Origin of the sequence: Bacteriovorax stolpii (assembly GCF_002872415.1) — a bacterium.
Classification (GTDB): domain Bacteria; phylum Bdellovibrionota; class Bacteriovoracia; order Bacteriovoracales; family Bacteriovoracaceae; genus Bacteriovorax; species Bacteriovorax stolpii.
Genome location: NZ_CP025704.1, coordinates 2,689,487 through 2,711,546 on the forward strand (window position 1 = coordinate 2,689,487; position 22,060 = coordinate 2,711,546).

Below are 22,060 nucleotides of genomic sequence, written 5' to 3' on the forward strand. Positions count from 1 at the left end.
TTAGTTCTTTTTACCGATCACTGTCATACCCATTAAATACGGCTGAAGTTTGGCCGGAATCTTTACAGAGCCATCAGCTTGCTGGTGGTTCTCTAAAAAAGGCACCAGGATTCTTGGAGTCGCAATCGCCGTGTTGTTTAATGTGTGAACGTATTGAACTTTGTTGTCATTGTCTCTGTAGCGAGTTTGAGTTCTGCGCGACTGCCAGTCGTGAAGAGCTGAACAGCTGTGAGTCTCTCTGTATTTTTGTTCAGATGGAACCCATGCTTCAACGTCAAACATGCGCACCTTACCTGCTCCCATATCTCCCGTACAACATTCAACAACTCTGTATGGAAGCTCAAGGTCCTGAACGATTTCTTCAGATGTCTCAAGCAGGATCTTGTGCCATTTTTCAGACTCAGCAGGATCGTTTTTACAGTAAATAAACTGCTCTACTTTCATGAACTGGTGAACGCGGATTAAACCACGTACATCGCGTCCGTATGACCCAGCTTCACTTCTAAAGCATGGAGAATAACCCGCGTATAGAATGGGAAGTTCTGCTTCTTTTAAAATCTCTCCTGCGTGAAGAGAATTGATTTGAACTTCTGCTGTTCCCGCTAAGTAGATATTTTGTTCTGGAATGTAATAAGCCTGGTCTCTTCCGTTTGGAAAGTGTCCTGTTCCGTATAGTGCTTCTTCGCGAGCGAATGCTGGAACTGAAACAACAGTGAAACCTTTTTGCATTAGTTTATCCATAGCAAGTCTGTGCATTGCTAGCTCAACTAAAACCATTTCATTTTTTAGTGAGTATGAGCGAGAACCAGAAACTTTGGCGATTCTTTCAAAATCGGCCCAGTTGTTTTTCTCTAAGATTTGAACGTGATCAAGTGGAGTGAAATCAAACTTTGGAAGCACTCCTGCTTTTTTTACTTCAACGTTATCGTTGTCGTCTTTTCCAATTGGGGCCTTTGGCGAAGGGATTTGCGGCGTAAGATACATAAGCGTCTTAAGCTCTTCCTCGGCCTTCTCTGCGCGCGGCTTAAGGGCCTTTACTTTTTCATCAAGGGCCTTACTCTCAGCGATAAGCGCTGGGCGTTCATCAGCTGAAGCCTTAGGAATCTTCGCTGTTATTCCGTTTTTTTGCGTTAAAAGATTTTGTTCCTCAGTCTTTAGGGATGAAACTTCTTTATCTAGGGCCAGCAATTGATCAATATCAAGTGCGACGTTCTTAAGCTTACAAGCGTTCTTTACGATGTCAGAATTTTCCCTGATGAATTTAATATCTAGCATAGTGGTCCCTTGGTATACTGGTGAGAGTTTAATGCTTCCTATTTTGCCTTATTTTGGCAAGTTTTAATAGGAAAAACACAAGGATTCCCCGTGGCACGTTGTAAATTTTGTAGCAGAGAAATTACCTGGATGAAGGAAGGCGGAAGAAACCGTCCGATCAATGGTGATGGTGGAATTCACGCTTGTGATGAAATGAAAGCTTCAATGAAATCTATTAAATCAATTGAGAAAACAGAACTCGATGCTGATATCTTAAAGCAGTACGAGCAAGCGATTAATCTAAAAGTTCAAGGAACTAAGAAGTAGAATTTATCTGCTTTCAGTGGGTGAAGTCACTTCATCGAGATTGTTTAACGGAACTCTCTTAATAAAGTGTCTTTGCCTGATCGGACAATCCGCCAGTTCACAATTTTCACAATACACTTTACGGCAAGGATCTAGATGGATTCTGATTTCTGCTTCCACCGGGTATTCTTTTAAAATACTCTGCTCGTAGTTTTCACTGAAAGTATGACCTTCGGCCACTGACCAGAATTCCGGAATAACCATGTGGCATTCAATATGATGAAAAGGTCCGCTTTTAATAATGCGCGTGTAGTGAATATCAATCACTCCCGGAACGTAATTTTTTTCAAAAAGTCCGGCCACTAATTGCAACAACTCCTGATCGTGAGCGTCCAGAAGAACGTTTCCTGAGCGAATGAGAATCCTCGTTCCCTGAATGCATAAAACAGTTCCAAAGAAACCTGCAATGACAGGGTCCACCCACTGTGCCCCGGTAAATTTAACAATCAATAAACTGAGAAGAACTCCAATACTCGTCAGTGCATCTCCCATCAGGTGAGCCCCACTGGAAAGCATGGCCTCTGAGTGATGGCGCTTTCCCTGAACTTTAAGAATGAATCCTAAAATCCCATTAATCACACCTGTTAAAACAATCAACACCAGACCAGCGTTTACTTCTTCAACATGAGCCCCGTGGAAAAAAATCTGAATCGACTGGATGATAATTAAAATACCGGCAAGAGTGATTGCTCCCCCTTCAAAGGTCGCGGCCATGCTTTCTACTTTTCCATGGCCGTATGGATGGTCTTCATCGGCAGGCTTTGCGGCCACCACAATCACCGCCAACGTAATGACTCCTGCAACGACGTTAACAATACTCTCCAGAGCATCAGAGAAAACGGACTGAGATCCGGTTAAGTGGTAAGCGTAAAATTTTAAACTAAGTAAAATGATACCGATAATCAGCGAGAGCGCTGGTAAAAATTTTCTTTCTTCATGATTAATTTTTGGATGATGATCTGCCATACATTGATTATAGCAAATTCCAGGAGAAAATGTCTCTTACTTTAAAAATCGCTGATCTCTAGGGAGTATGATACATGAAACTTTTTTTCGGTTTCTAGCAATGATGTTATAAACAGTGTCGCGGATAAAACGAGGGATAAGTTTTAATAAAAGTAATAAGGATTTCACTCCACCCAATCGCCTGCCAATTTCAATCACAGCATCACTCTTATAAAACAATTGCCCATGAGAAAGAAACACCACCGTGCTCATATCACTTTCCCTACCGACTTCAGTCTTATAGGTCTCGCCGTTGAGAGGTGCAAAAAGCAGTTCTTTTTTAGAGTCGAGAGAAACCAAGGCCCTCACCGAGCGCTGGCATAACCCACAATCCCCATCATAAAAAACAACCTTATCCATTTTGACTCCCTCCTCTATTTTGGCACCATCAGTGCACTATGACTAGGTATAAGCACGCTCACTTATGTTGATTAACCTTCTTAAGAGGGCTTGCAAACGACCCCAGTGTCTAAAGTTTAAACAGCTGTAAAGCATTCAGAATATTTTCGAGGAGACTCTTTATGAAATCGCTAATCATCTTAACAATGTCCATGGTCCTGGCCACTCCATTATTTGCTCAGAATGAAGCTGCAAACGACCGTGAGATCGAACGCGATATCACCGAAGGAAAAATCCAGGCCGCCGAATCTCTTTGGTTAAGAGACATGGAAAAAGGCATCGACCTAAAACAACAAAAAGCAGCAGCTCTGATCGTTTTAGTGGCCAACAGGGCCCAGGAAAGAGTGTCTATTGGTGACGATAACGTCCGTGAAGAAGCTGAATACGCACACGTCGGATTCGTGGCCCGCCTTCAAGGCATCCACGAAGACCGCGAGGCCCTGGCAAGAAAAGAAATCCAGCCAGACTACGCTACTCTACAAAATTACTCTAAGCGTTTAGATGCCTTAATCAGCGATTTACAAGCATTCTTAAAATAATCCCCCCATAAATTTAAGAGAATCCTGTCTCTACAGGATTCTCTTATTGCGCTTTTTCTGCGATAATTCTGACTCACCTAAGAAAAGGATTATCCAGATGAATTTTTACCAAGAACTAGAAGACCGCGGACTCATCGCGGACGTGTCAAACCCGGAATTAAAAGAACTCTTAAACACTAAGAAAATTTCTTTTTATATCGGTTATGACCCGACAGCTAAGTCGCTTCAAATTGGTAACCTCTTTGCCATCATCACCATGAAACGTTTCCAGAACGCAGGACATAAGCCTTACGTTCTTCTTGGAGGAGCGACTGGTATGATCGGTGACCCTTCTGGAAAAAGCACTGAGCGCGTTCTTCTGACAGAAGAAGTGATCAAAGAAAACATTGAAGCGCAGAAAAAACAATTTCAGAAAATTTTAAAATTCGACGGAGAAAACCCGGCGATCATGGTTAACAACTACGATTGGATGGGGAAATTCTCCTTCCTTGAATTCCTAAGAGACGTTGGTAAGAAATTCAGGATTTCTGAAATGATCGCCAAGGAATCAGTTAAAAAGAGACTTGAATCAGAAGTGGGACTAAGTTTTACTGAGTTCTGCTACCAAATGCTTCAAGCTTACGACTTCCGTCACCTGTCACTAAACCACGACATCATCCTGCAAATGGGTGGAGGCGATCAATGGGGTAACATTACTGCGGGGATCGATTACACTCGCAAAATGGATGGACGCCAGGTTTACGGTTTAGTTATTCCACTGGTAACAGATTCAAACGGAAACAAATTCGGAAAATCTGAAGGTGGAACAGCAATCTACCTTGACCCCGAAATGACGTCTCCATACCAAATGTACCAATACCTGCTTAATAGTGAAGACGCTTCTGTTGTGAAGTACCTAAAGTACTTTACGTTCCTCTCACTTGATGAAATCGCGGCCCTTGAAGCTAAGACGGTTAATGAGCCTCACCTGCGTGAAGCTCAAAAAGTCCTGGCCAGTGAAGTAGTGAAGCTGGTTCACGGCGAAGAAGGCCTAAATGCCGCTTTAAACGCGACAAAAATTTTCTTTGGTGAAAAGATCACCAACCTAAAAGATAAAGACCTGACGGCGATCTTTAAAGACGTTCCTTCTGTGGAACTAAAGCGCGCTGACCTTCAAGCAGGTATTCCTCTTCTGGACCTGCTTGCCCAGACTCCACTTTTCCCAAGTAAGAGTGAAGCAAGAAGATCAGTTGAGCAAAAAGGTGTTTACCTCAATAACGATACGATGCCAGAGATGACGACGGCGATTAACGAATCACATCTTGCAAGTGAGACGTGTATGGTTATTAGAAAAGGTAAAAAGAACTATTGTGTAATTAAATTTGCTTAAAAAAAAGGCCGCATTTCGCGGCCTTTTTTATTACTTCTTAGGTGCTTTGTGATCATTCGGATCTGTCGGAGTCGTCAGCTTCTTAATCTTCCCTCTCTTTAAATCATTTCTTTCCTGAATCGCTTTAGTGTTGGGAACCATGTGAGTTGAAAACGGTGTCTTCTCTCCTAAAACCTGCGCCTGAACAACAATCGTTAAACGAACAGCTTCCCCTACTAAAACCCCACCAGCGTCCATTTGTTTGTTCCAGACGATCTCGAAATCTTTGCGGTTAAGCTCGCCACTTAGAGTGAAGAAATAGTTTTCTTTATCCCACGGGTCTTTTAATTTTCCTTTATAGAATCCATCCAACGTCACTGACTTCGTCACTCCACGAAGAGTTAAGTCTCCGGTGATTTTAAATTTTTGTCCGGCCGCCACTTTTACAGGTCCTGCTGCTTTAAATGTGATCTCAGGGTAGTTGGCCACAAAAAAGAACTCATGCCCCTTTAAGTGAAAATCTCTCTTCCCGTCATTTGTATCAACGCTCTCACCGACAATTTCCACTCTGACATTTGAAAGTGTGTCTTCTTTATCATTTAATTCAAAAAAGCCGCGGTAGTCTTTAAACTGTCCTTCAACTTTCGTCATCATCATATAATCCACATCAAAACCGATGCGCGAGTGTTCTTTAATCAGCTCAAATTGTTTTGCCTGAGCAGAGAAAGTGAGGGCCATTGCAAAAAAGAGAGTTAGGTATTTCATGTCTTTCCTTATTTTTTAGGGATGCGGATAACGATCTTATCTTTTTGATTAATCACTTCTGCTTTATCAGCATCCAGCCCTGGAGCAATCGTGAACATGCGTTCAGACGAAGTCTCCAGGATACCGTTAGAATTGTCTTTAATGTCTTCGCTAATTTTGATCATGCCGTCTTTAATTTCCACATTGAGTTTGTGGTTAGTGCCGTCATCACCTCTTAGTGGAATATCGTAATAAACGTTTTTGTTATCTTCTCTTTGAGAGATAATCCCCAGCGTGCTCGCTCCTCTCATATCCATGCTGTCTTCCTGCATGCGCGAGATGGTATCCATCATCTTCTCGTGGTCAAAATCATCAGGGTTCACCGGGAAGCGCTCTTCCGATTTCACCACTTGAACCGGCATTCGGTTTAATTTGGTTAATAAATGGTTCGTCAGAAAACCAATGCAGAAAAAAATGACGGCAATGAAAAACTTAGTAGTTAAAAATCTCTTCATAGTGTCCATTATTATAGAAACTTTGGTGCAATAACAAAAGGGCGGTTTTGGGGCATAATATGGGCACTAAACAAAAGATATTTTCAAAATATCAAGTGCTTAATTCTCCTGAAAAATGAGAGTTTTTTATTCAAGTTTAAAGGTCTCCAACCGAAAGGGTTTAATATTAGGGAACAGGCCCTAATCAAACCCCAGCAAAAGGACCCTCAATGAACAAGTCGTCAAACTTCAAAGGCAAGATATTCTTTTCAGCTGAGAACTTTGCCACTAAAAAAACATTGATGTCCTACTACGCTGAGCCGCTGGAGATGAGTTTTGATCAAACGATCATGTCTTCATTTGATTTTTTAAATCTCAATCCGGACGAAAAAAAACAACTTTCATCTCGTCATAGAAAAATGCTAAACAACTACCGCCACATCAATCCGTTTGCTTTAAACGTTGATGCTCAAGAGTTTGTTGAAAGTATCGCCAAGTGCAAATCAGATAAAATTATTATCCATGCTCACGACTACGGAGCTTACATTTGCCTGGCCGCTCTTTATTCCGGGAAAATTCCGTCGGATAAAAAAATTGAATTTCACTTCGAGAGCTCGCCTCTGGCGCTTTTCCCGAAGACTTTCTTAAAAAACACACCAAAGACTGATCACAAGATTGTCTTTCACGTTCAGGAAGACTCATGGCTTGGGCCATTTTCTACCCTGTACAGCAATGACAAAATTAAGTGCTTCTATCGCCCAAAAGCAGCCTGATTAATCTCAAAAATAAATGATGTACCAGGGCCTTCGTTTCTGGTGGCGTAAATTCGTGCGCCCAGAGAGTCGGCAACAACTTTACAAATGGCCAGACCTAAACCACTTCCTTGGGCCTTGGTGGCCGTGTTTTGCAGGCGGTGAAAACGGCTGAAGATCTTTTCCAGGTCTGCCGTCTCAATCCCCTCTCCTTCGTCGGAAATGCGCACACGAAGCATCCCTTCCTTGCTCTCACCGGTCACTGTCACCGTCGAAGACTCTGGGGAGTATTTGATCGCGTTTTCAATCAGGTTATAAAAAAGCACCCCTAATAAATCGCGATCGCACATAATTGAGAGTTCATCTTCAGAGGCCTGATAAAATGAATCAAAATCCAGATGCAGAGAGATCTTTTTCATGTTGGCAAGCTTTGAGAGTCTCGACACCTGGGTCAGGGCCACTTCATCCACGCGGTTTTTTGTAAACGTTAAATTACTGGCCCCACTATCAACGCGGGCAAGGATTAAAAGGTTGTTGGTTAGTTTTGTCAGGAAATTAATTTCCTGGGCAATACTCTCCAAAAAGCGAGTCATTTCCGCTTCCGAGCGTTTTTCTGAAATAAAAACTTCCAACTCACCTTTCATAATGGCCAGTGGAGTTTTAAGTTGGTGAGAAGCATCCTGAATAAACCTATCCTGAGCATCAAAAGCTTCATTCAATCGACTTAAAAGATGGTTAATGGTATCCGCGAGCTGCCAGATCTCCCCCTTACTTTGAGGTACGGGCACACGCTCTTCCAGGTTAGTGACTTCAATCTCTTTGGTTTTTGCGATAATCATCATCATCGGCCTTAAAGCGCGTCCGACGAAAAAATAACCAATCATCAAGGAAACCAAAAGCATAATCGGAACGCTGATATAGAAAAACTTCACCAGATTGCGGTTAATCACTAAAAAATCTGTTTCAGGTACAGCAATCTGAAGAATGAGCGGCGTATCTTTTTGCAATACCGGCAAGAGATAATTAATCACTCGATAAGGGACTTTCTCATTCACCATGGTCGAGAAGCTTGCACCATTTTTCAAAACGCGGGCAACGATTCCCTCATTTAAACGGGAGATTTGCGTTTCATGCAAATGGGGTCTGGTCTCAATAACGTTGCCGTTAATATCCATCACTGAAATAAAACTGTTTTTTAAAGTGAACGGCAAAATCTTTTCATTGAGTTTTAAAATGTTCGAATCAAACTCGACATCGCCGTATTTATCCACATCCAGAGACTCGGCCACGTCGACAGCGTAGTTATATAAACTGGTGTCGAATTCGGCAATTTGAAGCTTGGAGAATTGAGTATAAAGAATATAACAGAAGCCCGATAACATACCGGTAAAAATGAGACCGAAAAGCAAACTCAGTCTCAGTTTTAAACTGATCTTCTGCCAAAAAAACATAGTTACTCTTTTAAGATATAACCATACCCAACCATGGTATGGATCATTTTCTTGTCAAAAGGTGTGTCGATTTTTTTTCTCAGCATATTGATGTAAACATCAATAACGTTGGTGTTGGTGTCGAAATTAACATCCCAGACATGTTCGCTGATTTCCACTCTGGTAATCGGGCGTCCTGGATTGCGCATAAAATATTCAAGTAAAGAAAATTCTTTTGCCGTTAATGTCACTTCTTTCTGGCTTCTCAACACTTTTCTTTGAACCAGGTCTAGTTCGATATCGCCAAAACGAAGCTTCGAACTCTCTGTTCCATGGTTTCTTCTTAGAAGTGCTCTGATTCGCGCGAGAAGCTCTTCAAACTCAAAGGGCTTTGTCAGATAATCATCTGCACCTGAGTCGAGTCCGTTAATTTTATCTTTCGTTGTTGAAAGTGCCGTGAGCATTAGAATCGGCATGCGATAGCCATCTCTTCTTAAGTGTCTGGCGGTGTCCATTCCGTTTTGATCTGGAAGATTCACATCGAGAACAACCAGGTCGTATTCGTTTTCACAAACCAAGCTCTCGGCCCCTGATCCTGTTTCAGATACATCTACCATGTACCCTTGGGCCACTAGACCCTTTTTGATAAAGCTTGCCATTTTCGGCTGGTCTTCAACAATTAGTATTCTCATGGTTATACAGTATAGAGATATAAAAAGGGGAACTCAATGAGTTCCCCGAATAATGTCCAAAATTTATGTGGAGACTATTTTTTTGGAGCTGGAGCAGCTTCTGTAGCTGGAGCTTTTGTTTTTTCAGCAACGCAAGCTTCGATTTTAGCTTTGTCACCTTTGTGTTCTTTTGCACAAGCTTCCATAGCAGCTTTGTGAGCGTCTTTTTCGTGGTGCTCAGCAAAAGCAGAAACTGAAACGATAGTCATAGCGATTAATAGTAAAGATTTCATAACACTCCCTAGGTATATGAGAAGCAAATTATTTTGCTTCCTTTTGATAATTAACAATACACTCAGTCAATTTTTTGCCCTTAAGTTCAGCGTCACCTTTCAAACACGCCTCTTTCGCTTTCTTGTAGGCCTTGGTACTCTTGCTCTCACGCATCTTGCCTCCACCTGGGAAAGCTCTTTGTGACGAATCCTCTCCCAGAGCGATGGCCACAAAAACGGTGAAGATAAACATGAGTATCGTTTTCATGTCCTTTAGTATCGGTGCCAAACATTAAAAAGAGATTTAGCTGAGATTAAAAAATTTTAATCTCGCCCATACCTGATCAAAATCATCCACATTAATCCTTGAATAAATTCACTTTTTAACCCTTATTTGCCGAGAAACAATCAATGAAATTAACCATCCAAACACCTATCGCTAAAAACTATAAAGCCGTCTTTACACGCTTTGACCTGGAGCTATTTAAAAAGCTCAAACCACCGGTCGTAAGCCTGGAAGTTGAACGATTTGATGGCTGCAAAAAAGGCGACGAAGTTCACCTCATAGTCTCTGGAAAAAAATGGGTCAGTCACATCACTGATTTTTACCAGGATGATAATGAAATTTATTTCATTGATTGCGGCGTAGTCACTCCAGCTCCTATAAAAAGCTGGACTCACATTCATAAAATTAAAAAGACTGGTGAAAATGAATGCGTCATCATCGACGATATTGATTTCTCTACCGGAAACTCCCTGATGGATAAACTACTCTACCCTGCGCTTCTGGCGATGTTTTCCCTTAGGCGTCCTATCTACAAGCGAGAACTATCATGAAAAAAAAGCACGTTTATGAATCACTTCCTCTGGATCATGAAGGACGTGCCCATTACTCGCAGACTGAAAACGATACATGGAATTTTTTATTAAACAGGCAAAAAGAACTGGTAAAAACCCGCGCTTCAAAAGAATTTTTAAAAGGTGTTGAACACCTGAAATTTGGCAATCATATTCCTCAGCATTTTGAAATTACCGACATCCTGACCCAACATACCGGCTGGGGAGTTGAACCTGTTCCAGCACTCATTCAACCGGAACAATTTTTCACTCTACTTTCTAAAAAAAGATTTCCGGCAGCAAACTTTATCCGCACTCCAGAGGATATCGATTACATCCAAGAGCCGGATGTTTTTCACGAACTCTTTGGACACTGTCCGCTTCTAACCAATGCTCCTTACGCTGAATTCATGCACCAGTATGGGAAGCTTGCTTTAAAAGCAGATCGAAAAACCCAGATGCGCATGTTTCGTCTCTTCTGGTTTACGATTGAATTTGGTTTGATTAAAGAAGACGGACAAATGAAAGCTTACGGTGGAGGAATCCTCTCCTCGAAATCTGAAGTCATCTACTCTGTTGAAAGTGATATTGCACAAAGGCACCCTTTGGATCCAATGGATGCGCTGAGGACACCGTTTCGTATCGATATCCTTCAGCCCATTTATTATGTGATTAATAGCTTTGACGACCTCTTCAAGCTGATCTCACTCGATCCGCTCAAGATGGCCCAGGAGTCTTTTTTACTTCCCGATTTTCCACCGAAATTCGAGAAGAAAAAGAAAGAGTAAAAGATTATTTTCCGTTTCTAAACGAGTAAATATAATCTTTGATCGTCGGGAAAAGAACCATACACACCAGGTACATCGCGACTTGTCCCATGATGGAAATCCATCCCACCCCTTGAAGCATTTTTGCTTCAGCAGTTAAAAGTGCTCCGAAACCACAGATAGATGTTAACATCCCCATGTGCACCGGGCCTGAAATTCTCTTTGCCGCAGAAAGTGCTTCTCCGCGCTTTTTACCCCAGCGAAGTGGCTGCCCTTGATGTTCGATCTCATCGTGAATCTGGTGAACCCCCATATCAATTCCCGCTGCGAGTACTGCTGGAATAATCGCCACGTTTAAAATCGTAAACGGTTCGTCCACCAACCCCATTAAGGCAATCAGGAAAAGACATCCAATGACCAACTGCCCTTCCAGAATCATGGCATAACGAATACTTTTGAAATCCGGCCAGAACACAAAAAAAGCTCCGATCAAGAAAAGAATTAAGACGATTTTTCCGTCTTCGATGATGTGATTTAAAATGGCCGAGAAGACCAATGTATCAGAGCCAACTTCCATTCCCGGAAAAAGCTTTTTTGCTTTTAAGAGGACTTCAGCATAACGATTGATATTTTCATAAGTCCCTTGTCTTTCTTTAGGGAAAACCAAGAGGATATTTTTATCCGGGCCGAAGTTGTCTCCCAATGATTTAGGAACAAGTTCATCTCCATAAGGTTTTGTCGTCAACCATTTTTGAACCTGACTGTATTTCATTCCAGATTTTTCTTCCAGCTCTTCAGGTGAAATCTTATCGACTTCTGCTTTAATCTTCTGAATGCGCTTGTATCGGCTCTGCATATCATCGGGCACCAGAGTGTTATAAGAGATAACCTGATGAATGACGTGAGAGTTTTCATCGTTGTTCAACCATGACTCAAGAGATTTTACTTGCTCCATATCGCGAGTAAGAATGGCCGATGGAGTGATGGCCCTTCCGTAAAGATCGTCAGTAAGTTTATTAATCTCCTGAGTTTTTTTCGAAAAATTATGTAGTCTTTCAAAATCAAATTCAAAGTAAGCGTTATAAGTTCCGTATCCCATGATAGGAATCAGCAGTGCATACCAGTAAATGTACTTCGTCTTAAACGGAAAAGCGTAGAAGAAGCGCGAGAATTTTTCTTGAATGTGCCCTTCCGTCTTGTGCGGTAAAAGGCGTGCTCCGAGCGGAAAAATACACATGAAGGTAAAATAAATACAAACAACCCCAAGTCCGGCAATCATCCCTAACTCAGAAAAACCTCTGAAGTCTGAAATCGAAAGAATGAAAAAGGCACAGGCCGAAGTGATGGCCGCAGAAAAAAGCGAGCGCCCCATGACCAGGTATGTTTCTTCAATCGCCGTATCGCGGTCTTTGCCATGCTGTCTTTCTTTAAAATACCTGCGCACGAAGTGAATCCCGTACTCAGACCCAAGACCTGAAAGAATAGCTAGTAAGAACCCGGTAAGAATATTGATACGTCCAACAATGAGATAAGCTAATCCCACAGTTTGCCCCATGGCCATGAAAACTCCGGCCAGAGTAAACCATCCTGCTCTCATTGAACCCAGACCAAAGAAAAGCACGATAATCAAAAGCACAGTCGAAATAATCGATGTCTTAGCGATATCGCGGTCAAACTGCTCTTTATCCTGGATCTTTTCAACATATCGTCCACTCAAGTGATAAGGAATTTTCGGCCCGCTGACTTTATTGATGGCCTCCTCCACTTTTTTCACCAGCGCTTCACTCGACTCCAAATCCGTTGAACCAAAATCAGGTTTAATTAACAGCATGGCATAAAGCTTATCTTGCGATAAAAAATAACGATCTTGTGGCACAGTCTTTCTTAAGGTTTCAAAAAACTTTTTTGCTTCGGCCACATCTTCTGAATTGTCCCCTTCATCAAAAAGATCCAACCCCGTTGTGTCGACTTTCTTATCAGAAAAAAGGACCAGGGCGTGTTCGTTGAGTTTTTTAAATTCTTTTTTGCTGATCAGGTAAAGTGCTTTGTCTTTAAGTGCGTATGTTTCGCGTTCGTAATAAGAATATTTGATATGTGGAATGTCTTTAATTGCATCGGTAATTTGTGGAAGTTTCTTTTCCGGTGAGGCCATCGGCCCCACCAGAGCAATCAGGTACCCGCCGCCGCCGACAATCTCAGAAACGTGGTTCATCTCTACAACGGCCGGGTTGGTGTCTGACAGAAGCCCCGAAAGGTCCATGTTTACTTTCAATTTAGGGGCCTGTAAGGCTCCCCAAACGCTTAAAATCAAAGCAATAATGGGCAGAATATAAATATTCTTTAAATTCCATTTTAGGATAGACATTGGCACCCTTTTGTTTCTATATTGACCCCATAAAAAACTGTTATTTTATGAAGGCAAAATCTATGAAGATTATTTTCACCTTTTTACTTTTAGTTCCCCTATTCGTCAAAGCCCAAACAGAGGCTGCACCGGAAGTTTTAATTCAAAATATTTTCTCTCTCGCTCAAAAAGAAAACCCACTTAACAACCCAAAAACAAAAAGCGAACTGGACTCTCATTTCGACTTTAAACAAATGTCGATGAACATCCTTGGCTCCGAAGCAAACAAAAGATCGGCTGCCGATTTAAAGTGGTTTGAAGACAGCATTAAAGAAATCATCACAAAGACAGTTTACCCAAAAGCTCCTGAATTCCTTCAAGGAGTAAAGATCACTTACAAGTCGACTTTGGTTGACGGCAACAAAGCAACAGTTCCTTCTACTGTGGCCAAAAAGGGTGAAAAAACAGACGTAAGCTACCAGCTGATTAAAAGTGGCAGTAATTGGAAAGTCATCGACGTTTCAATTGATGATGAATCGTGGGTAAAAACGATCAACGATAAAATGACAAAGACTCTTAAAGAAAAAGGATGGGTAGGCGTTAAAGACATGATCAATAAACGCGTAAAGGCCCTGAACGAAAAGAAGAAATCATAACGATGTTAAAAACTTTTTTTTTCTTTACATCTCTCTTCGCTCTTACAGCTGCTGAGGCAAGACCTTATCAGTTGAAGGAACTTATTGAAAAAGCAAAAGTTCACCCTGAAGTTAAAATAGAGCAATTTGAAGTCGACAAGGCCAATGTGCTTTTTGATCGCATCGATGGCGAATTCCGCCCTAGGCTCTCGTTAGTCAGCGGTATCGGTCCAAACAAATCAGTGACTGGAACCCCACTTCGTTCACAACAATCTAGCCGCATTGACACTTATACGTACATGGCGGAAATCCAACTAAAGATTCCTCTTTACGCTTTCAACCGCGAAAAAGACATGCACGAAGCCGCTCAAGGCAACCTGAAAGTTAAAGAACTTGAAGTGCAAAAAAAGCAGGCGACGCTGATTAAAAAAGTAAAAGAGTATTTCTACGGATACCAATATGCGGCCAGCCTCAATGATTTTGCCGGTTCAACGCTTAAGGATCTGGATGAAGTCATCGCCGACATGAAAGACAATAAAAAAGCAAAGAACGAAGACTTAACCAAGTTAGTTCTTTTCCGTTCTCTTGCTCAGGTTAAAAAATACGAAATTGAGAAAGGTTTGGCCCAGGCCCTGCTTGGTTTAAAATTTATTTCTCAAGACGACAATCCAACAGTTGAACAAGACTGGATTGAATTCAATCAAAGAGAAGTCCCTACTCTTGAATCAATCAATAAAAACCTGGGCAACACCAACATCGACTTACAAAGAGCAAATCTTGGTGTCGATGCTAAAACAAAATTCTTAACTGGTGAGAAAAAATCTCAACTCCCGGTGATTGGACTCTTTTCATCTTTTGACTGGAAAAATACTCCTCATTCGACAGAACAGAGCTCTAAATTTGCTTACGACCCATACAATAAATCGGATTTTTCTATTGGTATTGGCCTGATCTGGGATATCGACTTTGGTATCAAGTCGAGCAACATTAGCAATGCACGCATTGAACTTGAAACGGTTAAGGCGCAACAAAACTTCGCCATTAAAAATCTTCCAATTCAAATGGAAAAGATCTACCTGGATCTAGTGGAAGCGCAAAAGAAGGCCAGCGAACTGGAGAAGTCTTATAAAACATCTAAAAAACTCTTAAACAACATCGCTTCCGGTGTTGCTCTTGGGATCACTCCAGCAAAAGATATCATCGAGTCTTACACTCTGAAGGCACAAGTTTATCAACAGTTCGTTGAAGCTGTTTACAACTATGAGCTAAAACTGGCCGAACTCTCTTACGAGGCCGGTGCTGAGTTCGACCCAGCTCTAAAATAATTATTTCTTCTGAATTTCCGGTTGAATGTGAATCCCGTGGAGAATATCCAACTCTGGGACGTAGGCCGATGACTTCACTTCCATCATTCCTAAAATAGTATGAAAGATATTATCGTGTGAGTATGGCTCATTTGTTAAGCGACGAAGACCCACATAATTTGTTTCACGTGCCATGTGCCCGCCAAACCACATAATCATTGGCACTTCGATCTGTGCCTTAGGAGCGATCATATAAGGCATACTGTGAAGGTACACTCCATTTTCACCTAACGACTCTCCATGATCACTGATATAGAGCATTCCTGTGTTGAAGTTGTGACTGTTTGCCTTTAAAAACTCGATAACTTTCGAAAGGAAAAAATCAGTATAAAGAATGGCATTGTCATAAGCATTGCTGATTTCTTCGTTCGTGCATTTTGAAAGTTCATTCGTTTTACAAACGGGTGTAAAAACTTCAAATTCTTTTGGGTAACGTTTGTAATAGGCCGGCCCGTGATTTCCCATCTGGTGAAGAATAATCAACACGTCCTGCTCTTTGACCTTATCAATATATTCTTGCAGCCCTACTAACATGCCCACATCGCGGCACTCAGGATCACAGATAGTATTAGTCGATGATGATTTGTAGTCTTCGTACTTAATTCTCTTGGCGACTCCTTTTGAGTCAGAGTTGTTGTCTCTCCAGAGAATATTCACGGCTTTTGTATGCGACAGAACATCTAAAAGATTCTCTGTTCCCATTCCCTTATCAACACTAAAGTCTTTGCGTCCAAAATGAGAAAACATACAAGGAACAGACACTGCGGTTGATGTTCCACATGAAGTCACATTCGTAAAACTTACTACGTTTTCTTTTTTTAGAAGTGGATTTGTTTCTTTCTCATACCCATTAAGTGAAAAATGATCTCTTCTGGCCGTCTCACCGACAACTAAGATGATAAGTTCTCTGTCTGGATCTCCCGCTGGAATAATGGAATCCCTTCCCAAAGCTTCCAATTCCTTTTGAGGATTCTTCACGAAACTGGTACTAAATTTTCCCATTGAGTATAAGTAATAGGTCGGATTAGTGTAATAGCGGATGGGCTTTTGCGTTCTAAAAAACGAAGCGTAAAATTTTCCCATCGGGGCCACTACCAGGATAATCGCCAGCAATGACAAGGCCACGCCTTTGAATCGAGACCACAATTGAGTCTTAGTATCTTTATACTCTATCTGAGTGAAACAAACGACGAGTGATGGAAACACAAAGAGCAACAATAGATAGATCCCGAGTCTCCAGGTCATAAGATCTAAAGATTCTTTGGCATCGGTCTTAACGACATTCAAAAGCATCACATCATCAATGGCGATACCAAAGCTGTCCATCATATAGGCCGCCATAGTGCTTAAGAAAAAAAGCGCTATCAATAACGGCTTGTCATAGAATTTTGCCCGTAAGAGAGTGAGAAATAAGTGAATAGCGGCCCATAGAAAAATAAAAAGAGAGGCTACGAAGACGATGTTCATGCCACTAAAAGAATACACTGCGAGAACTTTCTTAAAGAAAGTGAAGTTATAGAAGAGCGTAAAAAAAAGCGAAACGATCAATAGAAGTTTCGCAGTTGTAGTTTTAAGTTTCATTTTTATTACCATAGGAATAGTACCCCCAAATTGTAAACCATGAAACAAAAATGCAGACGATCATGGTCGCCAGGTCATGGGATAAAAAATGAGCGCCGCGAAGTTGTTGGGTTATTCCAAAAACAAGGCCTAAAAAAAGTCCCGGTATTAATGTGCGGAAATTTCTTTTGCCGTAAATAAATGTGTAAGCAAAATAAAGAGATAAAAAAGCATATCCTCCCGAAGAGTGCCCGGCCGGAAAGCAGTGTCCTTTAGGGTAATCGGTGGCAAAAAGCATTCTATAAGGAAGCAGAGGTTGGCCGCCTAAAAAAGGCTGTGAACTCCATGGACATGGAAAGGTTGTCACTCTCTTTAGTAAAAAAACACTCACAATAGAAAGAATCGTAGAGATCAGCACGACGTTAAGATAATGTTTCTTGAACAAATCTTGTCTGTCTCTCACTCTTAAAATTATTAAGGTTAATAAGCAAAGCTGACTAAAAATCACTCCACCTTTATGAAGAATTTTTTCCAGAAAAAAATTATCGCGGAAGATCCACTTGCCGCCGGAGAAGAAATGCCCGGCCAACCAGAAGTCAGTGCCTGTATTGTGAATAAGAACCATGGCCAGAGTTAATCCAGCGATGAGGAAAAGTGGTTCCTTGTTTTGAGGCCTGTGAAATGTCATGCCTCAATCATAGAAGTCTCTTATTCCTTTGTTAAGCTAAATTTCACGAAAGGTGTTCCTGGTTGAAAAGGAATTGAAATCCTCCCCTGCTCTATCAGCATCGGGTATTCGTAAACTTGGCCGGCGATTTCCAAAGGAAAAGAATAATTGAAAGTGTCGTCCACCATTTCTTTGATTTCCCAAACATTTTTGAAGTAAGCAAGATAGTCTTTTCCATCTTTTGAAAACGACTTTAAAACTCCATATCCTGGATTTTCAAATAGTGTCACCTCATCCATGACCTTTTCACTTTTTGTGGTCAAAGGTAAAGATGCAAGATTAATTTGATCCAGCTTCGGAAATAAGAAGCGCTTTTTAATTGAGTTAAAATCTTTGTCTACTGGTTTGCGGACTAATTCATAACGAAGTAAATCGGTCACCAAAAGGTCATTTAATTCAGAAGCGTTGTCATTAACCAGGACGACGGTTCCCACATTGAGTTCGTACGAAAAAAGAACCATGGCCGAGAAACCATCAATGTTCCCACCGTGAAAAAACCATGAAGCTTTCGGGTTCATTGTATTGGTCATCCACCCCAAAGCATAGCCGTATTTTAAATCGGGGTTTTCATTATCCAGACCAATTCTTGCGTTCGTCAGGTCATCAACCCCCTTCCACTTTTTTTGCAGAAAAGACTGAATCCATTTTGTCATGTCTGTCGTTGTTGAATACATATTTCCGGCAGAAGCAATGTTTGAAATTTCTTTGTAGGCAATCGCTTTATCATGCAAGTAAGGAGTCGCTACATCCAGGCCTGCCTTTGCTTTCCCAAACGATGTGTCTTTCATCTCCAGAGGATTAAGCACTGCCTGTTGAATATAATCAGGCCAGCTTTTTCCAGAAGACTCCTCGATCACCTTTCCGGCCACCATATACATCAGGTTGTTGTATTCGAAAGTTTTGCGAAACTTCTCTTCTGCTCCAACTGGAAAATTGTAAAACTTCAGGCGTGAATAAAGATCATCCTGAGTGAAATCTGTTAAATACCAGGCGAAGTCATGGCGAGGAAGACCAATGCGATGAGAGAGCAAATCTTCGATCGTCACTTGCTCGCTAATTTTTTGATTGGCGAGTTGGAAATCAATCAAGTGCTCAGAGACTTTATCTGTAAGTTTTAAATGTCCTTCATTTTCTAAAAGCTTAAGCCCAAGAGACGTAAAGGCCTTAGTGGTTGAACCAATGGCGAAAGCTGTGTGGTTTGTAACGGGAGTTTCTTTTTGGGCATCAGCAAAACCATAGCCTTTTTGCATGATGATTTCATTTGCAGTGAAAACTGAAACAGCTACACCTGTATGGGCCCTCTTTTCGTTTTTCTCAATGGTCTTGATAAACAACTCGTTGAGTGCACCGATATCCTCTTTCGAGATGGCCCAAGCGTTCAGTGATAAAAGAGAAAGTGCTAATGCAACAACCTTCATAAATCCCCCATAAACAATGGCGAAGATTTATCACTGTCCCAATAAAATTAATAGAGCTTTGGTGTTTTTTACAGAGAGTCGATGCATTTTGCCAGAGCGAAATCCTTCTCAGAGACTCCTCCCGCATCGTGAGTTGTGAGTTTTACCAGGCAGCGGCCGAAGCTCACTTCCAGGTCAGGGTGATGGTTGTCGCGGTTAGCGAACCAAGCGATGGTGTTAACGAATGAAATGGTCTTTAAATAACTCTTAAAAGTGAACTCTTTTTGAATCGACTTTGAAGCCTCGTCATACATCCAGCCATTAAGTGCTTTTAAATTTTCTGTGACTTGTGATTTTTCCATTTCTTCACCCCAAAAAAAAAGGCCGTCCGAACTCTTGAAGCTAAAAAATAAAAAGCTCCCATTCGGGAGCTTTTTTCGGCCCGGTTCGGAGCCTTTTGATTTTGTACAATTTTTTAGAATTTGTCTAAGAAACGACGACTAGTATTTAGATACTCTCGTTGATTTCATAGCAGTTTTCTTTCTTCTCTTGTCTGCAGCTTCGGTTTTTTCCTTGTGCTTAACAGAAGGTTTTTTGTACTCTTGGCGTTTTCTGTACTCACGTACAACACCAAATGATTCACACATTCTTTTGAATTTCTTCAAAGAACGCTCTACACCAGATCTTTCGTCGATCATAACTGTAATTGCTGATTGTGGATCTTGAGCCATTTTAAGTCACCTCCTCTTTCTTGGCATTAGGACTACAAAAGTTGTAGATAAAAAAGTTCCATCACTGTAAGATAACGCCGATTTAGAGTCAATGACTTTTAGGCGTACCGTGGTAAAAAAGCAAACTTCACTATTTGACACAGAACTCACAGAGGACGAAGAAACAACTTCCTCGGGCAAATCCACGTCTAAAGCGTACGAACCAGACTATAATGATGGGGAAAATGCTCCCCTGGCCCACCGTATCCGCCCAGAGGAATTCTCTGAGTTTATCGGACATTCGGAAATTTTTCAAAAGTACCCCTACTTGAGGCAAAAAAATTTCCCCAGCCTGATCCTCTTTGGGCCATCAGGAACAGGGAAAACCACCCTGGCCCGTCTCTTGGCAAAGCTTTCTGGAAAGGAATTTTACACATTTAACGCCGTTTTGGGTGGAGTTGCCGATCTCAAGAAGATTATTGCGGAAACTCAGAAGATCAAAGAAAGCACCGGACGTTATTCGATTATCTTTATTGATGAGATTCACCGTTTTAATAAGGCCCAACAAGACGCCCTTCTTCCTTATATAGAAGTCGGATCGTTCACTCTCATTGGAGCTACGACTGAAAACCCTCGCGTTTCAGTGAACAAAGCACTTCTGTCTCGCATGCACATTATTGAATTAAAAATTTTAAGTGCTGAAGCGATTGAAACGATCCTTACGAATGCACTTAAAAAAAGTGGACTCACTCTCTCTCCTGAACTGGTAAAAGTTCTCGCAAGCTACGCAGGAGGAGATGCACGAGTGGCCCTCAATTCACTTGAGGCCACACTTGAACTAGAAAACCCGACGAAAGAAACAGTTAAGCAACTTATCATCGACAACGCCCGCGCTTTTGATAAAGGTGGAAACCGCCACTACGATGTAATCTCTGCTTTCATTAAGAGTATGCGCGGAAGTGATCCACAAGCGGCCATTTTATGGTTAGCTGTGATGATTGATGGTGGAGAAGATCCGGTTTTTATCGCCCGTCGTTTAGTTATTTTTGCCAGTGAAGATGTGGGAAATGCTGACCCAACGGCTTTAACATTAGCGACCAATGCCCTTCACGCAGTTTCACAAATTGGAATGCCGGAAGCGAGAATCATCTTGGCACATGCAACAACTTACCTAGCTTCAACATTTAAAAGTAATGCTGCTTATCTTGCAATAAATCAAGCGCTTGAATACGTGAGATCCCAAGGGACAATTGAGGTTCCAAATCATTTGAGAAACTTCCCACCTCCTCATTCAAAACCTTATTTGTATCCACACTCTTATCCCGGCCATTGGGTAAAACAGGACTATTCTCCAATGGGAACTCCTAAGTTTTACGAACCAACAACAGAGGGACGTGAAGATGGGATCAAAAAGAGACTGGATTCTCTGAATTAATTTCATTCCAAAAAAAAATCTTACATCCGCAATTTTTAACTAAATCCTAATAAAAAATATTAGTCATTCTAATATTGTTCTCTTAGACTTTTGGTGTGCCTCAACACAATCAAAGGAATGACGAATGAAGAAAAATTTAAAAATGATTTTCTTACTGGCGAGCTTTATATCTTTTAATGCTTTCGCTTTTGCACCAAACCCGAAAGATGACGCCCTTAAGCTAGATCTTTTTAAAATTGCGATGAAAAACCACAAAGCACTTGGTTACAATCCAGCAAAAAAAGCTTTATTCGGACAACTTCACCTTGAAAAAGGACCTGAGGGATATTTCGTAAAAGACCTATACTGCGAAATCAATTACACAAAGGGTGTTGGTCCAGGAAACATGCCTGACCAAAACCAACTAAACTGTGAGCACACTTGGCCACAATCTAAATTCACTAAAGCATTCCCAAACGAACTTCAAAAATCAGACCTTCACCACCTTTTCCCAACGGACTCAAAAGCTAACTCAACAAGAGGAAACTTCGAATTCGCTGACGTAGTGAAAAACGAAAACCTTTCTAACTGTGATGCTAGCCGTTCAGGAGCTTCTGTCACATCTGGTGGCCACACTTATTTCGAACCACCAACGTCTCATAAAGGAAACGTTGCTCGCGCTATCTTCTACTTCTCTATCCGTTATAAAATGCCTATCGGAGACGCTCAGGAAGAGTTCCTAAGAAGATGGAACCAGTTAGACCCTGTTGATGATGCAGAAATGGCACGTAACAACGCGATCGAAAAACTTCAAGGGAACCGCAACCCATTTATCGATCACCCAGAGCTAATCGACCAAATTTCAGACTTTTAATCAGCTAACACCTCAATAAAACTTGCCTATGATGTCTTCATGACTCCCATAGGCAAGTAAGAATCTTAAGAAATCTGTAAGTATTTTATTAGTCCAAACTAATACTTTCTATTGGCCAAGTCTAATGGCTTCTATTAAATTCCACCTGCTCTTAACT

25 protein-coding genes are annotated in these 22,060 nt (G+C 41.3%); 10 read left to right on the forward strand and 15 right to left on the reverse strand.

The annotated features are described in order from the left end of the window. The gene (gene serS, locus C0V70_RS13245; RefSeq protein WP_102244341.1) at positions 1-1,275 is read right to left on the reverse strand and encodes a serine--tRNA ligase; all 1,275 of its coding nucleotides are present in this window, start codon (positions 1,273-1,275) and stop codon (positions 1-3) included. Positions 1,276-1,365: 90 nt separating this feature from the next. On the opposite strand from serS, the gene C0V70_RS19055 reads away from it, so the two are divergent. After that, positions 1,366-1,581: a hypothetical protein gene (locus tag C0V70_RS19055; protein ID WP_133566608.1), complete on the forward strand. Its 216-nt coding sequence runs from the start codon at positions 1,366-1,368 to the stop codon at positions 1,579-1,581. Between the two features lie 3 nt (positions 1,582-1,584). Here C0V70_RS19055 and C0V70_RS13250 read toward each other — a convergent pair whose 3' ends face one another. Then, positions 1,585-2,586 (reverse strand): cation diffusion facilitator family transporter, encoded by a 1,002-nt coding sequence (locus C0V70_RS13250; RefSeq protein WP_102244342.1) that lies wholly within the window; start codon positions 2,584-2,586, stop codon positions 1,585-1,587. Between the two features lie 36 nt (positions 2,587-2,622). Further along, entirely contained in the window at positions 2,623-2,985 is a 363-nt protein-coding gene (locus tag C0V70_RS13255; RefSeq protein ID WP_102244343.1) for a thiol-disulfide oxidoreductase DCC family protein, read from the reverse strand. 161 nt (positions 2,986-3,146) lie between these two features. On the opposite strand from C0V70_RS13255, the gene C0V70_RS13260 reads away from it, so the two are divergent. Then, complete coding sequence (locus C0V70_RS13260; RefSeq protein ID WP_102244344.1) at positions 3,147-3,563, forward strand: hypothetical protein; 417 nt, start codon at positions 3,147-3,149, stop codon at positions 3,561-3,563. Between the two features lie 97 nt (positions 3,564-3,660). Beyond that, entirely contained in the window at positions 3,661-4,932 is a 1,272-nt protein-coding gene (gene tyrS, locus C0V70_RS13265; protein ID WP_102244345.1) for a tyrosine--tRNA ligase, read from the forward strand. A gap of 30 nt (positions 4,933-4,962) precedes the next feature. Here the strand turns inward: tyrS and C0V70_RS13270 are convergent, their stop codons facing one another. Continuing rightward, a complete protein-coding gene (locus C0V70_RS13270) occupies positions 4,963-5,676 on the reverse strand; it encodes a YceI family protein (protein WP_102244346.1) in 714 nt (237 codons plus the stop codon). Between the two features lie 8 nt (positions 5,677-5,684). Further along, on the reverse strand, positions 5,685-6,170 hold the full coding sequence (locus C0V70_RS13275) for a hypothetical protein (RefSeq protein WP_102244347.1): 486 nt from the start codon (positions 6,168-6,170) through the stop codon (positions 5,685-5,687). A 209-nt stretch (positions 6,171-6,379) separates the two neighbouring features. On the opposite strand from C0V70_RS13275, the gene C0V70_RS13280 reads away from it, so the two are divergent. Then, complete coding sequence (locus C0V70_RS13280) at positions 6,380-6,922, forward strand: hypothetical protein (protein ID WP_102244348.1); 543 nt, start codon at positions 6,380-6,382, stop codon at positions 6,920-6,922. Here C0V70_RS13280 and C0V70_RS13285 read toward each other — a convergent pair. From C0V70_RS13285 to C0V70_RS13300, 4 genes are all read right to left on the reverse strand, one after another. Then, the gene (locus tag C0V70_RS13285; RefSeq protein ID WP_102244349.1) at positions 6,901-8,352 is read right to left on the reverse strand and encodes a sensor histidine kinase; all 1,452 of its coding nucleotides are present in this window, start codon (positions 8,350-8,352) and stop codon (positions 6,901-6,903) included. The genes C0V70_RS13280 and C0V70_RS13285 overlap by 22 nt on opposite strands. 2 nt (positions 8,353-8,354) lie before the next feature. Next, the gene (locus tag C0V70_RS13290; protein ID WP_102244350.1) at positions 8,355-9,023 is read right to left on the reverse strand and encodes a response regulator transcription factor; all 669 of its coding nucleotides are present in this window, start codon (positions 9,021-9,023) and stop codon (positions 8,355-8,357) included. 74 nt (positions 9,024-9,097) lie between these two features. Beyond that, entirely contained in the window at positions 9,098-9,295 is a 198-nt protein-coding gene (locus tag C0V70_RS13295) for a hypothetical protein (protein WP_102244351.1), read from the reverse strand. 28 nt (positions 9,296-9,323) lie between these two features. Beyond that, a complete protein-coding gene (locus C0V70_RS13300) occupies positions 9,324-9,542 on the reverse strand; it encodes a hypothetical protein (RefSeq protein ID WP_102244352.1) in 219 nt (72 codons plus the stop codon). 143 nt (positions 9,543-9,685) lie between these two features. Between C0V70_RS13300 and C0V70_RS13305 the strand changes: the two genes are divergently transcribed. Further along, positions 9,686-10,111, forward strand: coding sequence for a hypothetical protein (locus C0V70_RS13305; RefSeq protein ID WP_102244353.1), 426 nt, complete (start codon positions 9,686-9,688; stop codon positions 10,109-10,111). Beyond that, complete coding sequence (phhA, locus tag C0V70_RS13310) at positions 10,108-10,899, forward strand: phenylalanine 4-monooxygenase (protein WP_102244354.1); 792 nt, start codon at positions 10,108-10,110, stop codon at positions 10,897-10,899. Before C0V70_RS13305 ends, phhA begins: the two co-directional genes overlap by 4 nt. Before the next feature lie 4 nt (positions 10,900-10,903). Here phhA and C0V70_RS13315 read toward each other — a convergent pair whose 3' ends face one another. Then, on the reverse strand, positions 10,904-13,243 hold the full coding sequence (locus C0V70_RS13315) for an efflux RND transporter permease subunit (RefSeq protein ID WP_102244355.1): 2,340 nt from the start codon (positions 13,241-13,243) through the stop codon (positions 10,904-10,906). A gap of 62 nt (positions 13,244-13,305) precedes the next feature. Between C0V70_RS13315 and C0V70_RS13320 the strand changes: the two genes are divergently transcribed. Both C0V70_RS13320 and C0V70_RS13325 read left to right on the forward strand, forming a co-directional pair. Continuing rightward, a complete protein-coding gene (locus C0V70_RS13320) occupies positions 13,306-13,878 on the forward strand; it encodes an ABC transporter substrate-binding protein (protein ID WP_158649685.1) in 573 nt (190 codons plus the stop codon). A gap of 2 nt (positions 13,879-13,880) precedes the next feature. After that, entirely contained in the window at positions 13,881-15,182 is a 1,302-nt protein-coding gene (locus C0V70_RS13325; RefSeq protein ID WP_102244357.1) for a TolC family protein, read from the forward strand. Here C0V70_RS13325 and C0V70_RS13330 read toward each other — a convergent pair whose 3' ends face one another. The 5 genes from C0V70_RS13330 to rpsU form a co-directional block, all read right to left on the reverse strand. Continuing rightward, positions 15,183-16,802, reverse strand: a complete 1,620-nt coding sequence (locus C0V70_RS13330; RefSeq protein WP_102244358.1) for a phosphoethanolamine transferase — start codon at positions 16,800-16,802, stop codon at positions 15,183-15,185. Continuing rightward, positions 16,792-17,469 (reverse strand): phosphatase PAP2 family protein, encoded by a 678-nt coding sequence (locus C0V70_RS13335; RefSeq protein ID WP_102244359.1) that lies wholly within the window; start codon positions 17,467-17,469, stop codon positions 16,792-16,794. The genes C0V70_RS13330 and C0V70_RS13335 overlap by 11 nt, the downstream gene beginning before the upstream one ends. A 20-nt stretch (positions 17,470-17,489) precedes the next feature. Further along, positions 17,490-18,926: a serine hydrolase domain-containing protein gene (locus tag C0V70_RS13340; protein ID WP_102244360.1), complete on the reverse strand. Its 1,437-nt coding sequence runs from the start codon at positions 18,924-18,926 to the stop codon at positions 17,490-17,492. Positions 18,927-18,994: 68 nt separating this feature from the next. Next, on the reverse strand, positions 18,995-19,267 hold the full coding sequence (locus tag C0V70_RS13345) for a 4a-hydroxytetrahydrobiopterin dehydratase (RefSeq protein ID WP_102244361.1): 273 nt from the start codon (positions 19,265-19,267) through the stop codon (positions 18,995-18,997). Between the two features lie 138 nt (positions 19,268-19,405). Beyond that, positions 19,406-19,636, reverse strand: a complete 231-nt coding sequence (gene rpsU / locus C0V70_RS13350; protein ID WP_407079773.1) for a 30S ribosomal protein S21 — start codon at positions 19,634-19,636, stop codon at positions 19,406-19,408. A gap of 109 nt (positions 19,637-19,745) precedes the next feature. On the opposite strand from rpsU, the gene C0V70_RS13355 reads away from it, so the two are divergent. Next, positions 19,746-21,050, forward strand: coding sequence for a replication-associated recombination protein A (locus C0V70_RS13355; RefSeq protein WP_208107733.1), 1,305 nt, complete (start codon positions 19,746-19,748; stop codon positions 21,048-21,050). A gap of 124 nt (positions 21,051-21,174) precedes the next feature. After that, on the forward strand, positions 21,175-21,903 hold the full coding sequence (locus C0V70_RS13360; RefSeq protein WP_208107732.1) for an endonuclease I family protein: 729 nt from the start codon (positions 21,175-21,177) through the stop codon (positions 21,901-21,903). The last annotated feature ends 157 nt before the right edge of the window (positions 21,904-22,060 follow it).